This is a genomic window from Enterococcus sp. ZQ21 (assembly GCF_030053755.1).
GTDB classification, from domain to species: Bacteria; Bacillota; Bacilli; order Lactobacillales; family Enterococcaceae; genus Enterococcus_B; species Enterococcus_B lactis.
Map to the genome: position 1 here is coordinate 77336 of NZ_CP125659.1, position 22206 is coordinate 99541.

22 protein-coding genes and 7 pseudogenes are annotated in these 22206 nt (G+C 32.5%); 8 read left to right on the forward strand and 21 right to left on the reverse strand.

Features of this window, described 5'->3' with window-relative positions:
- The 5 genes and pseudogenes from QK255_RS13020 to QK255_RS13040 form a co-directional block, all read right to left on the reverse strand.
- Nucleotides 1-594, reverse strand: a complete 594-nt coding sequence (locus QK255_RS13020) for a type IV toxin-antitoxin system AbiEi family antitoxin domain-containing protein (RefSeq protein WP_002342402.1) — start codon at nt 592-594, stop codon at nt 1-3.
- Between the two features lie 74 nt (nt 595-668).
- Nucleotides 669-818, reverse strand: a complete 150-nt coding sequence (locus QK255_RS13025; protein ID WP_002295632.1) for a hypothetical protein — start codon at nt 816-818, stop codon at nt 669-671.
- A 15-nt stretch (nt 819-833) separates the two neighbouring features.
- Nucleotides 834-998 (reverse strand): annotated as a pseudogene (locus QK255_RS13030) (type IA DNA topoisomerase); the annotation flags it as partial.
- 310 nt (nt 999-1308) lie between these two features.
- Nucleotides 1309-2727, reverse strand: coding sequence for a hypothetical protein (locus QK255_RS13035; RefSeq protein ID WP_047937347.1), 1419 nt, complete (start codon nt 2725-2727; stop codon nt 1309-1311).
- A 100-nt stretch (nt 2728-2827) separates the two neighbouring features.
- On the reverse strand, nt 2828-3439 hold the full coding sequence (locus QK255_RS13040) for a recombinase family protein (protein WP_002339780.1): 612 nt from the start codon (nt 3437-3439) through the stop codon (nt 2828-2830).
- Nucleotides 3440-3969: 530 nt separating this feature from the next.
- Between QK255_RS13040 and QK255_RS13045 the strand changes: the two genes are divergently transcribed.
- Both QK255_RS13045 and QK255_RS13050 read left to right on the forward strand, forming a co-directional pair.
- On the forward strand, nt 3970-4185 hold the full coding sequence (locus tag QK255_RS13045) for a class II bacteriocin (protein WP_002291094.1): 216 nt from the start codon (nt 3970-3972) through the stop codon (nt 4183-4185).
- A 4-nt stretch (nt 4186-4189) separates the two neighbouring features.
- Entirely contained in the window at nt 4190-4456 is a 267-nt protein-coding gene (locus QK255_RS13050; RefSeq protein WP_002291092.1) for a hypothetical protein, read from the forward strand.
- Nucleotides 4457-4707: 251 nt separating this feature from the next.
- Here the strand turns inward: QK255_RS13050 and QK255_RS13055 are convergent.
- Both QK255_RS13055 and QK255_RS13065 read right to left on the reverse strand, forming a co-directional pair.
- Nucleotides 4708-5302 (reverse strand): annotated as a pseudogene (locus QK255_RS13055) (IS6 family transposase).
- 36 nt (nt 5303-5338) lie between these two features.
- Nucleotides 5339-5970 (reverse strand): annotated as a pseudogene (locus QK255_RS13065) (S8 family serine peptidase).
- 131 nt (nt 5971-6101) lie between these two features.
- Here QK255_RS13065 and QK255_RS13070 point away from each other — a divergent pair.
- Nucleotides 6102-7264 (forward strand): IS3 family transposase gene (locus QK255_RS13070; RefSeq protein ID WP_086956687.1). Its coding sequence is split into 2 segments (ribosomal slippage): nt 6102-6378 and nt 6378-7264, totalling 1164 coding nucleotides; the frame shifts between segments, so codons are not numbered across the junction.
- A gap of 105 nt (nt 7265-7369) precedes the next feature.
- Here the strand turns inward: QK255_RS13070 and QK255_RS13075 are convergent.
- The 12 genes and pseudogenes from QK255_RS13075 to QK255_RS13130 all read right to left on the reverse strand — a co-directional run bounded on the left by QK255_RS13075 (nt 7370) and on the right by QK255_RS13130 (nt 14598).
- Complete coding sequence (locus tag QK255_RS13075) at nt 7370-7576, reverse strand: hypothetical protein (RefSeq protein ID WP_283341627.1); 207 nt, start codon at nt 7574-7576, stop codon at nt 7370-7372.
- A 259-nt stretch (nt 7577-7835) separates the two neighbouring features.
- A complete protein-coding gene (locus tag QK255_RS13080) occupies nt 7836-8384 on the reverse strand; it encodes a hypothetical protein (protein ID WP_002292681.1) in 549 nt (182 codons plus the stop codon).
- Nucleotides 8385-9242 (reverse strand): ParA family protein, encoded by an 858-nt coding sequence (locus QK255_RS13085; protein WP_002292680.1) that lies wholly within the window; start codon nt 9240-9242, stop codon nt 8385-8387.
- 285 nt (nt 9243-9527) lie between these two features.
- The gene (locus tag QK255_RS13090) at nt 9528-9815 is read right to left on the reverse strand and encodes a type II toxin-antitoxin system mRNA interferase toxin, RelE/StbE family (protein WP_002292679.1); all 288 of its coding nucleotides are present in this window, start codon (nt 9813-9815) and stop codon (nt 9528-9530) included.
- Complete coding sequence (locus QK255_RS13095) at nt 9805-10134, reverse strand: AbrB/MazE/SpoVT family DNA-binding domain-containing protein (RefSeq protein WP_002292678.1); 330 nt, start codon at nt 10132-10134, stop codon at nt 9805-9807. The genes QK255_RS13090 and QK255_RS13095 overlap by 11 nt, the downstream gene beginning before the upstream one ends.
- 76 nt (nt 10135-10210) lie before the next feature.
- A pseudogene (locus QK255_RS13100) lies at nt 10211-10357 on the reverse strand (Txe/YoeB family addiction module toxin); the annotation flags it as partial.
- A 51-nt stretch (nt 10358-10408) separates the two neighbouring features.
- A complete protein-coding gene (locus QK255_RS13105) occupies nt 10409-11089 on the reverse strand; it encodes an IS6-like element IS1216 family transposase (RefSeq protein ID WP_283341628.1) in 681 nt (226 codons plus the stop codon).
- A 475-nt stretch (nt 11090-11564) separates the two neighbouring features.
- The gene (locus tag QK255_RS13110; protein ID WP_002290394.1) at nt 11565-11882 is read right to left on the reverse strand and encodes a type II toxin-antitoxin system RelE/ParE family toxin; all 318 of its coding nucleotides are present in this window, start codon (nt 11880-11882) and stop codon (nt 11565-11567) included.
- Complete coding sequence (locus QK255_RS13115; RefSeq protein ID WP_002290397.1) at nt 11883-12137, reverse strand: AbrB/MazE/SpoVT family DNA-binding domain-containing protein; 255 nt, start codon at nt 12135-12137, stop codon at nt 11883-11885.
- A 259-nt stretch (nt 12138-12396) separates the two neighbouring features.
- Nucleotides 12397-12621: pseudogene (locus tag QK255_RS13405) on the reverse strand (type II toxin-antitoxin system RelE/ParE family toxin).
- 553 nt (nt 12622-13174) lie between these two features.
- Nucleotides 13175-13261 (reverse strand): annotated as a pseudogene (locus tag QK255_RS13125) (single-stranded DNA-binding protein); the annotation flags it as partial.
- A 428-nt stretch (nt 13262-13689) separates the two neighbouring features.
- On the reverse strand, nt 13690-14598 hold the full coding sequence (locus tag QK255_RS13130; protein WP_283341629.1) for an IS982-like element ISEfm1 family transposase: 909 nt from the start codon (nt 14596-14598) through the stop codon (nt 13690-13692).
- An 876-nt stretch (nt 14599-15474) separates the two neighbouring features.
- Here QK255_RS13130 and QK255_RS13135 point away from each other — a divergent pair.
- From QK255_RS13135 to QK255_RS13145, 3 genes are all read left to right on the forward strand, one after another.
- Complete coding sequence (locus QK255_RS13135) at nt 15475-16515, forward strand: replication initiator protein A (protein WP_058138880.1); 1041 nt, start codon at nt 15475-15477, stop codon at nt 16513-16515.
- 937 nt (nt 16516-17452) lie between these two features.
- Nucleotides 17453-18133 (forward strand): IS6-like element IS1216 family transposase, encoded by a 681-nt coding sequence (locus tag QK255_RS13140; RefSeq protein WP_002332296.1) that lies wholly within the window; start codon nt 17453-17455, stop codon nt 18131-18133.
- A gap of 445 nt (nt 18134-18578) precedes the next feature.
- On the forward strand, nt 18579-19229 hold the full coding sequence (locus tag QK255_RS13145) for an aspartate/glutamate racemase family protein (RefSeq protein ID WP_002332339.1): 651 nt from the start codon (nt 18579-18581) through the stop codon (nt 19227-19229).
- A 44-nt stretch (nt 19230-19273) separates the two neighbouring features.
- Here the strand turns inward: QK255_RS13145 and QK255_RS13150 are convergent, their stop codons facing one another.
- Nucleotides 19274-19573 (reverse strand): hypothetical protein, encoded by a 300-nt coding sequence (locus QK255_RS13150; protein WP_002293555.1) that lies wholly within the window; start codon nt 19571-19573, stop codon nt 19274-19276.
- A gap of 100 nt (nt 19574-19673) precedes the next feature.
- Between QK255_RS13150 and QK255_RS13155 the strand changes: the two genes are divergently transcribed.
- Both QK255_RS13155 and QK255_RS13160 read left to right on the forward strand, forming a co-directional pair.
- Complete coding sequence (locus QK255_RS13155) at nt 19674-20105, forward strand: GNAT family N-acetyltransferase (protein ID WP_002293556.1); 432 nt, start codon at nt 19674-19676, stop codon at nt 20103-20105.
- 413 nt (nt 20106-20518) lie between these two features.
- A pseudogene (locus tag QK255_RS13160) lies at nt 20519-21337 on the forward strand (Cof-type HAD-IIB family hydrolase).
- 72 nt (nt 21338-21409) lie between these two features.
- On the opposite strand, the gene QK255_RS13165 reads toward QK255_RS13160, so the two are convergent.
- The gene (locus tag QK255_RS13165; RefSeq protein WP_002303333.1) at nt 21410-21769 is read right to left on the reverse strand and encodes an iron-sulfur cluster biosynthesis family protein; all 360 of its coding nucleotides are present in this window, start codon (nt 21767-21769) and stop codon (nt 21410-21412) included.
- Nucleotides 21770-22206: the final 437 nt, after the last annotated feature.

Here is a 22206-nt window from a genome sequence, read left to right on the forward strand (position 1 = left end):
TCAATATAAGCTTTGCATGTGGTATTTCATTTCTTTTTCTACATGTAGTTTTGTCATGTAATCTCTTAATTTACTTGGATCTCTCAATGGGTCTTCCATGTACTCTTTTAATGCTTCTAATTTCATTTCATATTCAATTTCATATCTCGGATTCCAAATATCACAAAGTGTACGCTCTTTATCATACATAGTAATAGGATTTCCTTGAAAGGAAGTTCCCTCTACTTTTCCTAGTTCATAAACTTCTTTCTTCACGAAATGAAATTGTAACTGCTGCTCTTTTGTAATTGAACGATCAACGTTATAGCCATGGGGAAAAGTTAAGTGAATGAATTTCGGCATATTCGTAGAAAGCTGGTAAATATCTAAAGTCGTTTCATGAGAGAAGATTCCCCTGGAAAATCGTTGCTGAAGCCAAAATAAATCATCTATTCCATGACCATCCTCTACATAATAACCACGATCAATTTTGATCAATTTTCCTTGATTCACCAATCTTTGTACAGTGGTTGCTGCGATTCCTAACTTTCTGGCTTCCTTCATAGATAAATTTCCATCGCGAATAGCCAACAATTCTTTCAGTTTCTCTTGCATTTACTTCCCCCCTTTCGTTACAAATACACTACATTAAATATATCATGATAGTGTATTTGTAACAAGGTTAATGTCTATCGATCTAATTCAATTTCTTTTTGAATCCTCTGCTGGTTCTTTAATTGCTGCAGTCTTCGTTTGCTGGCACGCATTTTTTCCTGTTCTGAACGAATTTTGGCTTTTTGATTTTCGATTTCTTGTTGTTTGTGTGTTGTATTACGCATAAGATTAACCCTCCATTATTTTGTAGTGCGTCGTGTTCTTTTCTTGAAGTTCGTTTTTTTCTTTTCAGAAAATTCAAAGCCTGTAGTGAAGTCTTCTTTTAAAACAATCGTTGCTTCAAACGAACCCTTCTGACCTTTTAACCCTTTCACTGGTTGGCTTGTTCGGCTATTTTGAATAATCTATCATAAATAACACTCCATTCGTCACAATTATACAAACATATGTTCCCTTTTGTAAAGAAGGAAGTTCAAATGAACAAAAAAAGATTCGAATTGTTATTACAAAAAGTTTAAACGGATAACTGACCACTTATTAGATTTTAAATGCGTTAGAATCTTCATATATCAACTAATTAGAATAAAAAAAGCAAATTAACTAATGAAAATCCATTAGTTAATTTGCTTTTTATTAAAAATTTTCAATCGTTAAATTACTAAAGTTTTTTAGACCACTAGCAAGACAGATACAAAATAATGAATGAATTGAAAGTTATTGTTCCAATTCTCTTTTTAATTGAGGAAAATCATTAAGTAATTCAAATAAAATACTAAAGTTTGAGAGAAAACTCACATCCTTATTAGGATTTTCTGAATTATTCATTCCATATAATATTTTTAATCTTTTGAAAACTTCCTTCATGCTTTCATTTTCTGCATATTTACTTTCTAGAGATAAATCTGAGAGATAAATAATGTAATACATATTTATATATGTATCATTCCATGAAAATGTATCTATTTTTTTTTGTCTCCCGTTGTATCCTTTATAAGTATATGATTTTTCAACTGATTCCAGTGCAATGTTTATAAGCATTTCATTTATTTTTTCATTCAAATCCAACTCTTTTAGTTCTTTTAATTCAATTATTTTATATACCAGCAATTCCTGAAAGAAATAATTGAATTTTTCTTTTAAAGCAGCTGGAAAAACGGGGTCTAATTTATAAGGCTCTGATAGAACATCTATGAAATTACCTATTTTTTCTTTTAATATTAGATTATCTTGCATTTTAACAAATCTAATTATTTTATCAATCATCCGATTATCTAGTCGTAATATTGAATCACTTCTATCTCTGTTCCATTGCAAACATGCTACATCTATGTTATTAATTACAAAAATAGAAAATAAAGCTAATTCAGGATCAGAACTAAGCAGATTATACATTTCTAGTCGATGATTCTCAAATAAGTGATTAAATACTTCTTCAGTATGCAGAGTGTAAATATCATCGGGACGAGGATTAAAAAAACTTCTATAAAAAATACTAAGAATTTCTATCTTTTCTTTTTCTGTTAATAAATAAAAAGACTCTTCGATTACTCTTAATCTATTTTCAGGAATATCCCCAGATTGCTTATACCATTCGGTAATTTCTTGGTAATTTTTTAAAAAGCTTTCCTTGTTTTCGCCTATTCTAGTCCTATGTGCATATTCTATTATGAATTCCCATAAAGATTGCAATTGTGCTAAAGTGATTTGATTTGTTTTATCATGCACTGCATCATTTCTAATATTTTTAAAGTATAAAAGCTTAGTTCTATCCCCATCGTTCAGCCTTAATATATTAGTATCGGTATTTTCATTTAAAGCACTAATAAGAGCATTTTCCCATTTATCAACATCGATTAGATTTTTGTTTAACCCTCTCCACTTGTTTTCAATCTTTGCTTTATATTTTTCTTCTGTCTCATTTTCTTTCTTTTCTATTATACTGAAATAAGGATTTTCGTTATAATTTATTATATTTTGTCTTATTTGTTGTAAAAAGCCTACATACGAAGTAATGTACGATGATCTATACGCTCCTATTGAATAGGTCATAAAAGACTCTTCAAATAAATAAGACACCCTATTAAAGTAGGGACTATTCAAAATTTTTTCTTTAGTATTGTTTATAAATTCCATTTACTCCATCCTTACTTAATTTTTAAATTAATGGATTATATTTGTTAATTAAGACTCAAGTAAAAATATGAAATCGGTTCAATCTCTGTGAATTTTTAAGTTATTTTATCTTATTTTTCTCTCTCAATTTACTAGTGATTCCGTATTTCATTCTGTACCTTCTAAATGTTCTTCGATTAATTCCTGTTTGCTCTTCTACTTCTTTATCTGTAGATCCAGCTAAAAATAATTTAAATGCTAATTGCAGACGTTTATCATCTTCTCTATACTTTGGCTTCCCACCTTTATATTTTCCTTTTGCTTTAGCAAGCGCAATACCTTGTTGCTGCGTTTCACGAATATATCGACGTTCTTCTTCCGCCTGGTACTTGTATAGTTCAATAATTAAGTTATTAAGTAATCGACGCAAATTATCATCAGTTATCCCTGTTAACGCTGGTAAATTCAAAACTTCCAGAGTCGCTTTCTTCAGCTGAATCAAATTCATCGTTTCTGTTAGCTCTTTATTATTTCGCCCAAGACGTTTTAATTCTGTCACAACGACAATATCACCTTCACGTATGAATTCCATCATTTTTTGAAATCCTTCACGATTGGTATCTTTCCCGCTTGCCTTATCAGTAAAAATTTTATCACACTTTGATAACAATTCTAGCTGTCTATCTAAATTTTGATCAATACTGCTTACTCGAGCATATCCAATTTTAGCCATAGAAAAAAACTCCTTTAAAATTCAAAAATTTGGATCATTTTTAAAATCCTATTGCCCAACTCTGTTGACCCCTTAGAAATCCAAGTGTCATTTTTATATTTAAATGGCAAAAATTTTTCTCAGTATTTGTCACACAAAAATTCGAAAAATATTCTATAGCTTTATAGAAGGGCCAACAACTTTTAAGGTTTTGATCCTGTTTTAATTTCTCATTTCAGCGTTCTTTCAATAGTTCACTTAATTAAGTTCAGATAGATATAAAATTAGATCTCAATAGGGTATACTCCAGAAATGGAAGAATATGAAAATCAAGTAGCAAAATATTTGAGAAAAGTAGGAAATTATGCGCGTTATTGTGTGACACACGATTTTCTAGGGAATGAATTAATTCCCCGAAGAATACAAATGAGATTAGTTTTAACAATGATTTTTTATTGCCATTATGCTTTCAAAACAACTGTTTATGATATAATTATCAAATTTTTCTAAAAATCATTTATAATTATTTTAGAAAAAGGAGGTATTGATTTATGAGAAAAAAATTATTTAGTTTAGCTCTTATTGGAATATTTGGGTTAGTTGTGACAAATTTTGGTACAAAAGTTGATGCAGCTACGCGTTCATATGGTAATGGTGTTTATTGTAATAATAGTAAATGCTGGGTTAACTGGGGAGAAGCTAAAGAGAATATTGCAGGAATCGTTATTAGTGGCTGGGCTTCTGGTTTGGCAGGTATGGGACATTAATACTATGAAAAGTAATAAATCTTTCAACAAAGTTCTAGAATTAACTGAAACAGCATTAGCCACCCCAGAAATTAAAAAAGATAAAAATCTATGTGAAATTTTAGAAAAAGTAAAAGCTAGTGCTGCTAAAGGTGAATTTTATTATGATTACAAGAAAGAATTTCAACCTGCAATTAGTGGATTCACTATTAGAAACGGCTTTTCCACACCGAAGGTTTTATTGGAGTTGCTTGCTGAAGTAAAAACTCCCAAAGCATGGTCGGGACTTTGAGTTATGATAAGTGCCATTCTATTTTTTGTAAGAGTATCTAATTGAGTTTTAAGGAACATATGGAATATAGAAATTAAAATGTTACAATATATTTGGATAGTACAAATCAAAAGAGAGGTCGTTCGTCAAAAGAACGGCTTCTTTTTTATGGAAAAATGAGCGAGTATAATCTTCGGATCTTGTATGATTAGCAAAAGGGTTCTGTTGCGAAGTTTGAAAATCAAACGCGCCCTCTCTGAACTCCAAATATCTTAGGCTGTTATTCCCATTAATACCTTGATTTCAGTAGACACCGAAAAGTCGAAGAGCGTTCCATTTCTTCGGTTCTTTTTATATATTCCTCGAATGGTCTCCATGCCCTTAATCGTGGAAGAGGCTGTACGGAGACTTTGATAAAATTTATTTCGTCGTTTAATAGGTCGATGGTCTTGTTCTATTAAATTGTTAAGATACTTCACAGTTCGGTGCTCTGTCTTAGTATATAAACCCGCACTCTGTAACTTTCTAAAGGCGGAGCCAAGAGAAGGTGCTTTATCGGTCACAATTGCTTTCGGCTCACCAAACTGTTTATGGAGTCGTTTTAAGAAAGCATAGGCTGCTTGCGTATCCCGTTTCTTTCGTAACCAGATATCTAAGGTTAAGCCGTCCGCATCAATTGCACGATAGATAATAGAGGACTTTGCTGTACTCTTGTACCCAACGATAAATCGTAGTATGACAAACATTTATTCCACGATCATATAACAATTCCTGAACTTCACGATAGCTTAGATTGTAACGCAGGTAGTAACCAACAGCGACAATAATGACGTCTTTTTTGAATTGTTTGCCTTTAAAATGATTCATTACTCTGTCCTCTCTGTCTTTTGTCTCAATTTTACACTAAAATAGATTTTTGGGAAAACTTTGCAACAGAACCGCATAATTAATAGCTTCAGTTAAGATTGCCAAACTGGTACCTCCACTACTACCAAATACACGTATAGGTACCATCGTAACATCCCAATTTATTCCAGCAACACCTAATTCGTTGTTTGTTTGAGCACCAATAATCCCGGCAATATGTGTCCATGTCCCATAGTATCCATAGGATCTGTATCATCGTTAAAAAAATCGTATCCCAAACTTTCATCTACATTTCCAGAAAGATCTTCATGTTGATAATCAATTCCTGAATCAATGACCGCTACCTTCACATCCTTAGAACCCTTGGTTTCTTCCCAAGCGGATGGCATGCTAATCTCTCTTAAATTAGCTTGTTTACTCCAATTAGGATCGTTAAGAATAATTGATCGATTTCCTAAAGAATCAGTTGTATTTGGCTCCTCAACATCATTCAACGGCTCTAGTTCAACCACATAGTTTGGCTCTGCATAATTGACCATATCAGAAGCATTAAATGTTCTTACTGCCTCTTCCACACTAATTTCTTCGTTCAATTTCACTAATAATACTTGATCTCGCTTATTATAATCGCTTTCATTTGTCCTAAGAGTCAAATCTTTTTCCACCATAACTTTTACACCCAATAAATTTTGCGGTTTATTTTTCTCTGTTGAAATTCTTTGTGTGGATAGGCTACAATTAACTAGACAGAAAAATTAAGGTGTGTAGACTAGAAGAAAACATACCAGGAGGAATTTTTATGTCTAAGAGAACACGAAGAACTTTTTCACAAGAATTCAAGCAACAAATCGTCAATCTTTACTTAGCTGGAAAGCCACGTGTAGAAATCATTCGAGAATATGAACTAACGGCTTCAGCATTTGACAAATGGGTAAAGCAATCTAAAACGAGTGGTTCATTCAAAGAAAAAGATAATCTTACGCCTGAACAAAAAGAATTGTTAGAACTACGTAAAAGAAACCAGCAATTAGAAATGGAAAATGATATTTTAAAGCAAGCAGCGCTGATATTCGGACGAAGAGACAAGTAATCGATGCGAATAAGCATCTTTACCCTATATCAGCGATGTGCAGAATATTAGGTCTATCACGTCAGTCCTATTATTATCAATCAAAACCAAAGAAAGACGAATCAGAACTTGAAGAAGTAGTCGCTGAAGAATTTATCCGCAGCCGAAAGGCCTACGGCTCAAGAAAAATAAAAAAAGCCTTATCAAAACGAGGCATTCAGATCAGCCGACGAAAAATTAGTAGAATCATGAAAAATAGAGGATTAAAATCGAGCTATACTGTTGCTTATTTTAAAGTACATCATTCTACTTGCAATGAAGCCAAAACGACAAACGTATTGAATCGTAAATTCTTAAGAGACAACCCATTAGAAGCGATCGTAACAGACTTGACTTATGTACGAGTCGGGAAAAAATGGAATTATGTCTGTTTCATTTTGGATCTGTTCAATCGAGAAATTCTCGGCTATTCTTGTGGAGAACATAAAGATGCCGTTCTAGTAAAAAAAGCATTTAGCCGTATCAAACAACCTCTGACAGAGGTTGAGATTTTTCATACTGATCGTGGAAAAGAGTTTGATAACCAAGCTATTGATGAATTATTAACAACTTTTGACATCAATCGATCATTGAGTCATAAAGGCTGTCCTTTTGATAATGCCGTAGCTGAATCAACTTATAAGTCGTTGAAAGTAGAATTTGTCTATCAATACACATTTGAAACCTTACAACAATTGGATTTGGAGTTATTTGACTATGTCAATTGGTGGAACCACCTTCGGTTGCACGGTACACTTGGCTACGAGACACCGGTTGGTTACCGTAACCAGAGATTGGCGCAGCGAATCCTTGATAATGAGCTCGGATGTGCTAACGCTAGCGAGGCAGTCTAACTTTAACTGTTAGCTCCTGCCGAAGATCGTCACATCCGAGGAGGCTCATTGTCAAGGACAATCGGAATAGCATACGGAAAGAAGTTCTGCACCTTATAAAATTTGTCAAAAAAACTGTTGCCATTCCAGTGTAGCCTTTAAACTGACAATTAGCTCATTGGGTACATACTCTATTTGAGAGTCATCTAATTGGCTCATAATCCTTTCTTTTTGGTTAGTATCTGCAGTTACTTGTTTAGTATGAGCCATGAACCCAAACATACTCACCCCAACAACCAATCCTAAATATATTTTCTTTTTAAACTTTTTCATCTACATCTCCTCCTAATAGTTTTATTTTAGAGTTAGCTCTATTACTTATTTACTAACTCAACAACAGATTATCATACACTTGTTAATGAAATCACAATATCTCATTAAAACACACCCTAAAATCATAACCGTTCCTATGCTCATTTTTTGGATTTTTTAATCACGTAACCAGAAAAATAAATCCCCTCTATTTCACGCAAATCAAAGAAGAACTAAGTAACTACCGTTTAAAGGTAGTTACTTAGTTCTTCTTTGATTATTATCTAACTTTATTATTCATTCCCCACCCTTTGCGCAGTGAGTCTTCGGTATCTTGTTTTATCTGACTGGTAGTTCTTATTATTTCTCCACGATCATCTAATTCTGGAACAATTGGATATTTTTCTCTGAACAAGTCTAGTTCTTTCACCACGTCATTAAACAAATCTTGCTTATCTTCTTGCGTAAGATTCTGTTTAATATACTCATCTAAAGCTTTTCTAAGCAATTCATCTCTTGTCATATTAGTCTCATACTTTTCTACTAAAACTCTGGAAGTCGCATTTAACAAAGTCGACAGTTTTAAAGGATGCTTGGTGGAATAAACCTTATCAAACTTTCTGATTGGTGCGCCAACTTTTTTTGTTCTTCCTCTACTCTGTCTTTCAACATTGGAGGAAGTTTTTATTTCTTGAACTTGGTGCACTTCTAATTGCTTATTTTCAGATGGTGTAATTGCTTGCTGCTTTTTCTTTGCTTCTGCTTCTTTTTTTATTTTGGCGAGTCCTTTGTTGTTCCCAAAAATATCAAGTCCTTTGATGTCAGCCAATTACTCCACCTCCGCATACCAATTCTCGTGTTCTTCCAATTCTTTCAAAATACTGATAAATAATTCGTGGCTTTTGCGATCCCATTGTTTTAAGAGACCTTTCTTTGTCTTCTCCATCGTAATACCTGATCCGTCGTATCGTTTTAAGCGTGCATTTTTGAGTACAACATTTTTAATCAAATGTTCCCCATAAATCTCTTGGGCTTGTTTATACATTTCCTGATCTACTGCGTCACCGCTTTCCAACATGAAAGGAATAACACCAGCAACATATAAATTTGTATCAAATTCTTTCACAAAAAAGTCCATATACTCAAGATATTGCATCGCATTTCTCATCGATTTTACTTGGGTCTGTAAGACGACGATTGCCCAGTCCGCAATGTACATCGCGGATTTACTATATACAGAAATAGAAGGTGGGACATCTAAATAGATGACGTCAAACTCATCAAATAATGGTTCTAGCTTTTCTTTCATATATTTGAATTGGGATAATGAATCATTATATTGGTCTTTGATCCAATCATCATACATTTCAAAGGACATGTCTGCTGGAAGTATATAGAGGTTATTGATTACTTTATAGACAGCCTCTTTAGGTGGAAGATTGTTTATCAACACGTCAGTCACAGTATTTTCGTAAACAATCGGTTCACCTTCTCCGCCTCCTTCTTCGTTAGTGAAGTTCATATGCGTTAAGTTCATCACATCAGAAGTATTTCCTTGCATATCCAAGTCAATTATCAAGGTTCTTTTTCCTTCATTAACTGCTGATTCAAACCCTAACATTTGCGCGCACGTACTTTTACCTACGCCACCTTTAAAATTACCGATTACATATTTCTTCGCTACCACGTTCCTACCTCTTTTCTTTTAGCAATATTCATTTGATACTATTATAACATATTTATTTTTAGTTACTACCAAAAAAAAGATATATATGTACTACCTTATAATTAATAAGTAAAAGGTAGTACATAAATAAGGAAAAGCTGAAATATATTGATTTATAGCTTTCCTCAAAGTAATGACGTTATTTAATTTATCGAGAAGCAGAGAATACTCGCGACTTTAGTCATGTAGATGAATCAGATCTTCGATAAAAAAGAAGCCGTCCTTCTTAAGAACGACAACAAATCACTAGATTAATTTTTTCAACTGTTCATAAAAGTTTTCATGCGTTCCACATAACAATACTGGAATAACCTTGTTTTCTATAATCTCGTAAGCTACTCTATATGTTGTGCCCGCATATTTGAACCCACTAGACCAAATACCTGATAAATCCCCAGTTTTTTGTTCACCCTTATATGGATCAATCGCAATTTCATCATAAATTAAATTCAAAAATTTTTCTTTCAATGTCTTCTCTTTTAGCTTTTTTAAATACTTAATGACATGTTTTGAAGGAACGATTTCATAAGCCAATTTCTGTTGCCAACTCCTCTTTAGTCATTACTTTAGAATTAGTAAGTGTATCTTCAGCAATATCTCTAAAGGAAGAATGCATTTTGTTTTTTCTATTCTTAAATTCTACAAGAATCTCATCTTTATCGTAGCCTTCTGCAATTATATCAGACAAAATATCTTCGCTAAAATCATAAAATTCTTTTTGTGGTTCAACAAATTCATAAAGAATACCATTCTCTACCAACTTTGCTTCAACTTCGACTCCATTAGGAACATTAAAATCTTTAGGTACTGTCAACATGATTGAATTGCCTTGTTTTCTTGTTTTTGTAATCATTTAAATCCCTCATTTCTAACAGTATGTAATTACTTAGTAAATACATTATACCACGAGATAATGTATTTACAAGTAATTACTGTGACTCGTAATGCGTCCTTGCTGAATAAATTTCAACCACGTGTTCATCTTCATCTACCTTATAAACAACCCGGTGTTGTCTATTCAATCTTCTAAAATACCTACCTTCATGTGTAGGTTTTAACTTCTCAAATGATTGGGTTCTGTTGCAAAGTTTTAAATAAAGAATAAAATCCCTTACGGTATTTATGATTTAAGCTGGGATTCCCAATAATACCTTGATTTCAGTACAGACCGAAAACCCGAAGAGAGTGCCTTCTTTTCGGGTTTTCTTATATAATCCTCGAATGGCTTCCTTGCCTTTAATCGTGGTAGAGGCAGTGCGTAAACTTCGATAGAATTTATTGCGTCTCTTTACTGGACGATGGTCTTGTTCAATCAAATTATTCAGGTATTTAATGGTACGATGTTCTGTCCCCTGATAAAAGCCGTATTCTTTTAGTTTCTTAAAGGCACTTGTAATAGAGGGGGCTTTATCTGTTACTACAACCTTCGGTTCATCAAACTGCTTCACTAACCGCTTAAGAAAAGCATAGGCTGCTTGTGTGTCCCGTTTTTTACGTAACCAAATATCCAAGGTTAAACCATCTGCATCGATGGCTCGATACAAATAATGCCATTTTCCTTTAATTTTGATGTACGTTTCATCCATTTTCCACGAATAAAAGGATTTTTTATTTTTCTTTTTCCAAATTTGATAGAGTAGTTTGCCATATTCTTGCACCCAACGATAAATCGTCGTATGAGAAACGTTAATGCCACGATCATATAAGATTTCTTGAACTTCACGATAGCTAAGGTTATAACGAAGATAGTAGCCCACGGCTACAATAATCACATCCTGCTGAAATTGCTTTCCTTTAAAATGATTCATCGTCATTCCTCCTGCTATCTTTTTCTATTATTCTACCTTATTTGATAGTAGATTTAAAACTTTGCAACAGAACCCCCATAGATATATTGGACTTCCTCTTTTAAAACACAAAAATAAATACTACCTTATTTAGGTAGTATTTATTAAAAGTTACGTCAATTTTGATTAAAAATATACTACTTAAACCTCTCATGAGTAAAGTCACGAAATTTTTGGGAATAGAGCGTACTTGATATCTTATTTTTTCACTAATAGCAGTGTCTCTTATTCACCAAGCGATCCCCGTAGTTCCTACGGTTCTTAATTTTTCTCTAGACTAATGATTGTATCTTTAGACCTTCGGCCATAACATGGAGCAAAATAAAAAGGTACTAAGTCTTATATATCAATCTTCGAGTAACCGACGGTTAACAACCATATCGAGCGGCATTAATCACCCACCTGTAGAGGATGAGCGACTTTTGCCTAATTATTGTTAAAAGCCTAGTTTCATTTGTTTAGATTGGAAAATACGTCCTACAAGTATCTCTTTTTTTTCATGGTCGATCCGATAAAATAAGGCATAGCTTTTGCCGATCACGATCCGATATGTTGGGATATCCATTCCATAGATTTCGGAAACTTCCTCATGCATAGTTGGAAAATTTTTGGTTAGTTCTAAAGCCTTCTGGATCGCACCTACAAATCTTTTTATGCTGGCTGGAGAAAGAGCAAGCTCATTTTCCCATTCTTCTATTATCGTTTCAAGGCTGGTCTGGAAACTTTTAGAATAAACTAGCGTGTACTCTTTCATCTATTCACTCCAGCCGTATTTTCCGAAAGCTTTTACCATTTCAATTTCTGAAACTGTTAAACCTTTCTCAAAGTCTTGGAAACTTTCTTCAATCAATTTGCGATCGTGTTCTTTTGCTATTTGAGTAGTATCTAATATGAATAAGTTGCCTTCTTGTTTGGCTTGGATAGTGTCTCCGCTTTTTAATCCAAGAGAGCTTGGAAGGATCACTCCCACGCTATTGCCGATCTTTCTAACCTTTAGTTCTTTTCCCATGTTATCACACTCCTTTTAGTTTTTGATGAATAAATTATAACATGTTATAACAACAATTGCCAACGGTGTTTCTTAAGGGATTCCACTCCATATTATTATTGGACAAAATAAGCCACTTAGAACGCTGAAAACATATACAAACGATATCAAAATACGAGTGAACTACTCACCATACACTTCCGTTAACATCCATTTAAGTAGGTATTTTTATTATATATAGATTTAACATATGTCGGTCGGTTGATTGATATAGCTAAAGTTATAACTCAACCGAAGCCGATTCATCTACACGAATAAAGTTGCGAGTGTTCTCGGCTAATTCATAAAAATTGTTATGTGTTCCATATAGCAATACTGGAATAACTTTATTTTCTTGAATCTCATAAGCAACTCTATACACGGTGACCGCATACTTAAATCCATTAGACCAATTACCTGATAAACCTCCAGTTTTTTGCTCTTACTTAAATGGATCAATGGCAATTTCATCACAAACCTATAGAGGATGAGTGACTTCTGCCTAATTACGTTAAAAAATATTGAAAGTAACTCTATGTAGCAAAAAATATCTAGAATTTCATTTCCTCAAAACTGATCGATATTGTATCTAAAAATATATACTACTTAAAATAGGTAGTATATATTAAAATATGTGCTTTTGTTAGAAAAATCAATACATAAATTATCATATCTGTATATGTCATTTAGGTATTTCAGTTATGTTATAATAGTTTTGCTGTCTGCTACCCCGGCCTAATCTGGCAAGGGGAGGAGGAGATATAATGAAATACCTTTTTGATTTTGTTTTTGCAATCAAGCCATTTGCAGAGGTAACTGCACACTACATCTGCAAGTGGCTTGATTGCAAAATTGCCAAAAAAGACAGTAAGCCTACCCGTTAATTCTATAATATAGAAACGTAAAAAAAACCCCATCAGCCTGCACGCTGATGGGGTTTGGTGATATAATGAAATACCTCTTTGTTACTCATAATTATACCATAATTAGTCACGAATGCAACCAATAGAAAAAACTACTTAGAACGGTAGATCATCGCTAATAACAATGCTTTGTCCACCAAATGGATTTTGTGAAGCATTAAATACATTGTTATTAATTGTCGCTGCTTTTAACTAGGCCTCTCCCCTTCTATTATAAAAGAAGATATATATCATTTCTTAATTACCTACTACCTTAAACCAAAATTTAAATACTACCTAATTTAAGTAGTATTTAAATAATCTAAAAAATAGTTATCCCAATTGTTATGCTTTTATAATACGATTATTTGTAACAAAATGAATATTATATAATTAAACACTACCATATTTAGGTAGTGTTTAATTATTAGCAAAACAAAAAATATTTATTCTATTCTCTTAACTTCAACTAAGTTATGCTGCACACCTTTATATAAATCATATGCAACTCATTAGCTAGACAAACTACAAGCATGTAGTTTTATCTGTTAGTTATGTACTACCTAAATAAAGTAGTTTATAATTAACAAGTATATATATTTAAAAATTTAAACCCGTGGTGCTAGTTAATTTTAATATCCTAAAGAATATCTCAAAGTTCCTTCAAAACGTCGTTGTGCTCGACTTAATAGAACACTGTAAGCCAGTAATATGCTTTCAAATCTACTCTCTAGCCCTTTAACAGAACGTGAGTTGAAATTTTGACAACCTAATTTTTCTAAGGAAGAAAAAACAGTCTCAACTATTTTTCTTTGTTTTCCAAGTAAGCTGTGGTCTAGTTTTTCTGATTTATCCATGTTTTTACGTGGCGGAACGGATATAGTAATGCCCATAAGGGCAAGCTTTTCATGGATTTTATGGCTAATATATCCTTTGTCCCCTAGGATATTGGGAAGATTCGCTTCTTCCGATAAAGTCTCTAACACTTTCACGTCATGGACACCTGGATTCGTGATTGAGTAAGTAATCGGAAAGCCAGTCTTAGTAACGATCATATGAATTTTAAGACCATAAAAATAAGATTTTTTTGTTGAGTTATAGCCAACTTTGGCTATTTTATTCAATAGTTTTGCTTGTCTATTTCTAACTGGTTTACATAATGGACTAGGAAAACTATCTATAATTCCGACTAATTCACCTTTGGTGAGCTTCTTGATGAAAAAGTATCGAATAATCTTGATAGTGTAAGCTAAGTTTGAACTTAAGCGAGTGAATCGACTCCTACTAGGAAAGTCACCATTAGGAAATAAGACGGAACAAACCGCTCTATACGTGGCTCTTTGGCTAGTATAGCCATTAATTATGCCCCATATAACACAAGCAATAATCACTGTATCGCGTTGCTTCAGTTGATCAGTATTTCTTCGGTTTTTAATCTTATCTGGTACACAATTGTGGTATATGTTAGAAACAGTTCTCATAATTTCCTTGAATGTTATAAAAGTATCTGTATAATGTTCAGTATATTTTGATGAACGCATATGTAGTCCTCATTTCTTGGGAGTTTTGAGACTACTATATGCGTTTTTTTGTTGATTTACCAACATGTTTAGACATTTTCCTCTAGGAAAAAATTAACTAGCACCACGGGTAAATTTAAGATTAATTTTTTTATGACTTGTACAAATTTATCTGATATTCTCTTATTAAGAACTACCTAATTTGGGTAGTTCTTATTTTTTACATTTTAAGTAGTATTTAATTGCAATTTGGTAGTATTTTTTTATTATCTTATTCCTAGAACGGTAGTACTTAATATAAATATAGGTAGTATCTAATTTAAGTATTAATGGTAGTATCTAATTTAACAGGTAGTATGTAACTACTTTAAAGTAATTTTTTTCAGATTAACACAGTAGTATCTTATTAAATAAGTTAATTTTAATGGTAGTACATAATTATTATATATATCTGACATTGGTAGTACTTATTGTATTTTTTAGTAGTATATAATCTATTGTTTTCTAGCCTAAAGCCTTGTCTTATAAAAATAATATAATATATACTACTGAAATAAGGTAGTATATATTACTAGTAATGGTAGTATGTTTTATATGCAGAAGGTAGTTCTTAATTTATTTTTTGTTTTGACACTGGTAGTACTTAATTATCTTTAATTTTAAAACTAAATTTTATTCATACGTTCTTCTGGTAGTATTTAATTATAAATAATATTTATTTAAAGTAGTTCTTAATGACTTTAAAGGTAGTACATAATTCATTTTATTTCTGATTTTAGGTAGTATTTAATTAAAAAGCAGTTTTAATGCGTTTGCATTTTTTATTTATCTTTGCTATTTTCGAAAAGAGTAGGTAATTTTACATAAATAAAACAACGTGAAAGTAGAGGATCTACAATGACTGATTTTAATTTTTTTAAGGCGGATAGAGTTTACAACGAATTATTTTATCAATTTCCAAAAGTCTTTATTGTTTCTGACGAATACAAAAAAATGAAAGATTCAACTAAGATTGCCTACATGCTTTTAAAAGCAAGATTAGAGATCGCAATCAGCAAACGGCAAATCGATGAAGAAGGTAATGTTTATTTTACTTATACGACAAATGAACTGTGTAGCGTATTAAACTGCCAAAAACAAAAAGCGATAGCAATCAAAAAAGAGTTGGAATCCTTTGGTTTATTATTACAAAAGCAGATGGGATTTAACAAACAGTTAGGGAAAAATAATCCTAATAGACTATATCTAGCAGAATTAAAAGTCTCAGAAAATGATATCTACTTACTCGAAAAATTTGATAGAGAGAATAGGGAAAACGTTGATAAATCAGAGGGTATGAAAATCATACCCACCCTCGACGAAAAATCAGACGCTGAATCCCTTGGGGCTCAAGAGGGTATGAAAATCATACCGTGCCAAAACGTTGATAAACCAGAGGGTATGAAAATCATACCAGAACTTAATAATAATATATTAGACACTAATAGACACAATATAGACACTGAAAAAGACCGCCTACAAGATCAATTGTTGTTAGACAATTTTGAGACAATTATGACAAACGACAGCATTGCTACGTTTGTCCCTGAACGAGTATTAAATTTGATAAAAACATTTTCTTCAAGTTACAGTGAAGCTCAAAAAACCGTCCAGACTATTCATAATGCAAAGAAAAAAGCTGAAATAGAAAGTGGTATTTCGATAGTTTTTGAAGAACTCGATAGTTATTATGTCAATGCAGAACAAGAATTATACACGACACTGTTAAAAGCCTATCAAAAATTAAAAACCGAAAAAGTCGAAAATATCCAGAACCTGATTTTTGTCTATGTAAAAAATTGGTTTATCGAAAAACCAATAGCTGCTAAAGTATCAAGTGAAAAACGTTTGAATTCTGAAAGCTCCCCAAGCACTATTACGAAAGACTGGTTAGAGTGAAACCTTACTGACAAAGTGATTGTTGCTTCATGGAGTAACATTAAAATTAAAAATTTTTTATTATTCTAATTATATTACGAATATTACAAAATAATAGCTATTTTAATAGAATTTATAAGTTAAAATATTATGATAAAAATCACAAACGTAGCCTTTTACGTCATAAGTGTTAAAAGAAATAATTAATTTCAAATATAAAAAAGGGAACGTATGTTTGTATACTCCTTTTTTTTGAGTTATAATAATACGCGAAGAGAGATAATTTCATTATTTAAACAAGCTAAAAATCTTGATATTACTTCTTTTCAGGCAATACGAATATTATTCGCTTACATTTTTTTGTATAAATTTAGTTGTCTGCTATGCTTGTGATGAATTGATTTTCGTTCTGCACTTTTGGACGATAAATTTGGACAATTGAAAATACAAAAAAAAAGAAAGGCGGTATGAACTCGGAAGGCTGGTAACCTTCGTCAGCGTTCATACACGGCATTAAGATTTGGCCCTTAATGCGTTAACCTTTCAGTGTTACGGTATTACCCGCAACGGATTTAGTATAACAGATATTCAAAAGTGATACCACTTTTTTTGGCTGTGTTAAGGTCAAAAATACGTGATATTACGATGAATCAATGCCTAAGCATAATGTTATAAAAATGTCCGTGTGGCTCTTTGCCGTGTGACGAACGCTGAAATTAGAGGGAGCGCATGTTTGGATGCGTTCCCTCTTTTTTGTTTGTCATGAACGAAAATCAATTCTCTATTTTTGAAAAATAACAAGAAAAACTTGTTAAAAATATTTAAAGAAATTGGGTGGTTTATTTTATGTCATATACAGGAATTTTGAGTCTCAAAGATATTTGGGTTCTGTTGCAAAGTTTTAAATCTACTATCAAATAAGGTAGAATAATAGAAAAAGATAGCAGGAGGAATGACGATGAATCATTTTAAAGGAAAGCAATTTCAGCAGGATGTGATTATTGTAGCCGTGGGCTACTATCTTCGTTATAACCTTAGCTATCGTGAAGTTCGAGAAATCTTATATGATCGTGGCATTAACGTTTCTCATACGACGATTTATCGTTGGGTGCAAGAATATGGCAAACTACTCTATCAAATTTGGAAAAAGAAAAATAAAAAATCCTTTTATTCATGGAAAATGGATGAAACGTACATCAAAATTAAAGGAAAATGGCATTATTTGTATCGAGCCATCGATGCAGATGGTTTAACCTTGGATATTTGGTTACGTAAAAAACGGGACACACAAGCAGCCTATGCTTTTCTTAAGCGGTTAGTGAAGCAGTTTGATGAACCAAAGGTTGTAGTCACAGATAAAGCCCCCTCTATTACAAGTGCCTTTAAGAAACTAAAAGAATACGGCTTTTATCAAGGGACAGAACATCGTACCATTAAATACCTGAATAATTTGATTGAACAAGACCATCGTCCAGTAAAGAGACGCAATAAATTCTATCGAAGTTTACGCACTGCCTCTACCACGATTAAAGGCATGGAAGCCATCCGAGGATTATATAAGAAAACCCGAAAAGAAGGCACTCTCTTCGGGTTTTCGGTCTGTACTGAAATCAAGATATTATTGGGAATCCCAGCTTAAATCATAGATACCGTAAGGGATTTTATTCTTTATTTAAAACTTTGCAACAGAACCGTTTTAGATAACGATGATGAAGTGGAAGAATAGGTCTACTCTCTTTTTGTTTTACAGGAAAGAATGATGAATGTGCTGACAAAACTATACTGTTGGATTTTTCTGACATACTAACAACAAGCATCATCCTTAGTAGTTAAATGCAATCAATATAAGCAGTTTAATTTTCACTTGTAACCTGTAAAAATAGGGAAGCTTATGTATATTGGGATATAAAGTATAGCTAGAAATATTGAGCGAATTTTTTATTAGTACACTAAAGATGTTAAGTTGAATCTAAATAAATCAAAGAATTACTTTAGAATTTTCAGTTTAACTTCCGGATCGCTATTCTTCAAATTTGATTTTTAGAGTATAATAGGCAAAAATTCATTTTGAAGGAATGATCAGTATGCCTAAAGTGGCTGTAATGGCGGGAACACCTATTGATACTAGGATGGGAGCTGATCTATTGAACGAAATTTCCTGTGAATTGTTAGAAGTACCTATTTCAGAAAATCCAGCTCAACAGACCTATTTCCAAACACTTCCAGTCTTCGAAAAGATGCACCAAATTGAAGTGAAAATAAAAGATCTACAGAGTAAAAAAATTGATTTACTGTTGGTTTATTGTAATTCACTGAGTGCATCGATTGATTTTGATTTTCTGGCTAAGAAATATTCAATGAAGATTATCACACCATTTCAAGTATATGCGGATTTGGCTCAAAAACACGAGCGTATTGGTGTGTTGACCGCTAATGGTCAAGGAGCGGCTGGAATAGAAAGTGTTTTAGTGCAGCACCATTCAACAATACGAGTTTATAATGTCACGAATCTGGATTGGGTACATGCGGTGGAAGCAAAGATCCACCCTAGTATTATTGTAGAACAATTTGGACTGACGGATTCAATGAGTTTTTTTATGAAAAATCAAGTCGAAGCGATTTTGATCGGTTGTACTCATTTTCCTTATTTTCTTACAGAATATCAGTCCAGAACGAGAATTCCTTGTATCAATCCAGATGATGCATTAATAGAAAAAGTCAAATCAATACTTTAATAAGCATTGGTTTGACACAGACAATAACTTAGGATTTTTTTGTTTTATTTTTTAGCCAAATAAGCATCAATGTGTGTTTTTATTTTTTCAAAGTCTCTCTCCAAAAATAAAATAGTCGGAATCTGAATGACCGGCAAATTACGCTCATTATTAAACGGTCCAAAGGGCTCTGGTAGCACCAATAGATCAATCATATCCTTATCTTTGGTATAATTTGCTGATACGTCATAATACTGAGAGAAAAAAGCTAAAAGATCATCAATGTTACGTCTAGCGCGGGTCGCAAATATTGTGGTAGAACCAACGCCACTATTAGAAGTAAGCATAAAATAGATTTTAGTCATTACGAATTCTCCTTTTTAAATAAAATATAGCGGTAGCTTTATGTTTGACTAACTATGCTTGCAAATAAAGTTAAAATTATAAGAAAAGGGGAATAAGAGCATGTTAAACAAAAGAATAGCAAATAAAAATGATTATAAATTAGTTTTAGAAATTTGGGAGAAGTCAGTAAAGCAAACCCATGATTTTCTAGCTGAAGCAGATTTTAATTTTTATAAAGCAATCATTCCTGAGAACTTAGATGAGGTTAAACTTTATTTATGGGAAGATAACGGAGAAATTGTCGGTTTTAGTGGTGTAAGTGCAGAAGAATTAGTTATGCTATTTCTTGATCCAGATTTTATTGGTAAGCGATATGGTAGTCAAATATTAATTGAGCTGATTGAAACTGAAGATATAAAAAGAATTGATGTTAATAGTCAAAATAAATATGCAAAACATTTTTATTTAAGCCATGGATTTGAAATTGAATCTGAAGAAGACTTAGATGGTTTTGGTAAACCATACCCTATAACGCATTTAGTAAAAAAATAATTCATGAATGGTTTATTACCTGATTGAACATGAATAAAAGTAATATTTTTATTTTGATGGCCTATTTCTAGGTTATGAATTATCCAGATCAAATTTGTGTATTACATTCAGTAATAAGGTGCTTATCTTAGGATCAACTTATGATACTAGCTGACCAAGGATGTACCAGTTATAGAAAATCAGTTAAAGTAAAAATGATAAAAATCTTATGTCAACACTGATTTAGGCTGACCTGTGGGTTAGGAGAAAGACAGGTCGGTAGCTTTTAATACAAAAAATGGCTTGTATGTATCTAGATAGTTAACTGAAATTAGAAATGTTCTTATTTTTAACGGAGTAAGAAAAATAGGCTGCTTTAGGTCTGAACACTTTTTCAATATAATGAAGATATCAAAGGCGACAGGAGTGTTTTTATGAATAAGAATCCTCATAATCTAAAGTTGGTAGCAGTAGATATGGATGGAACATTTGCTCGTACTGATTACACATACGATATCCCAAGGTTCAAGGCTGTTTTATCGTGAATGAAAGCTGTTGATTGTTAATTTGTTGTTGCAAGTGGAAATCAATACTACCAATTGAGATCGTTATTTCCAAATTATTATGATGAATTAAGTTTTGTTGCTGAAAATGGTGCTTTTGTTAAAGATAAAACAGAGGTACTATTTTCAGCCGATATGCCTAGAAAAGCGATCGAGGTGGTCCTTGATTTATGTAAAGACTATCCTGAAGTAAAAAATGTGATGTGTGGTCTGAATAGTGCCTACTGTGAAAGAGGAAAGGTGAGTCAAGCATTTTTTGATCTAACCAATATCTATTACCATAGATTAGAATGGGTAGCTGATTTTGCAGAAGTTCAAGATAAAATTTTAAAATTTGCTCCGACTATGCCTGTTGAAAAAACCGAATTTTACGTTGAATTGTTCCGTGAAAAATTAGCCGGGCTATTAGTACCTACCAGTAGTGGTCATGGTTCTGTAGACTTGATTCTTTCTGAGTGCCATAAAACTTTCGGCTTGAAAATGTTAGTTGAGCGCTTGGGGATTAATCCTGACCAGTGCGTTGCTTTTGGAGATGGGGGCAATGACATTGAGATGTTGGAGTATTGTGGTCTGAGTTATGCAATGGATAATGCAACGGAAGCTGTTAAGCAAGTTGCTAAGCATCAATGTCCTTCAAATGACGAAGACGGTGTTTTAGTGACGCTCGATCGATTGTTCCCTAACACGTAAACACTAGGTAATTCATCAAAAAACCTCGATATAAGAAATATTCGAGGTTTTAAAACTATATTTAGAACAGATTTACGAAGCGTCTGATGAGTCAAAATAGACTTGGACATTGCTATCTAAAATACCACTTTCATTCTTTAAACGAATTGTTTGATTTGATGGAGTTACCTCTAATACTAAATGCCCATTAATAAAGGTAGTATCGTATTCAGATGTTTTAACTGTTGCTTCTTCGCAAGGTATTGTTAAATCATATGCTGGAATATAATGTTGTGTGGAAACTAATAAAAAATGATCACCAATCATACAGCATCCCTCTGCTGAAGAAAATTGATTAGAGCCATCATTTAAAGTTAACAAGAATCCATCCTTTAAACGAGGTACTTGCTTAAATACTTCTGGTTGTACTTCTAAAAATAAATTATCGCTCATTTTCACGACCACCATCGACTTCCACAGTTGAAATTGACATTTTATTTAACACACCTATTCCCCCTTAACTATAACTCAATTCTATATAAAAAATATTCTATTCTCAAATAATTGAACTTTTCAAATCGCCAATTTACTTCGGCTTTATCAGAGCTCATTCATATCAAGAGCGATTAACGCTGTAAAAATTAAACCGAAGATCTGATAAATTTTCTCTATTTTCTACAATATTTAAAACGCTTCCTTAGTCTATTATATATCTATTTCTCTTAGGAGTATGTTTAGATGTTTGAATAATAGTTGCCCAACTTTAAAGGTTATTCTTATAATATTTTACTTCATTTTCCAATAGAAAATTCAAAGGATTACTGGTTTTTCTAAAATAGTTTAGTTTAAATACATAGGTATCCTCCGACACTGTATTAGTTCATAATCAT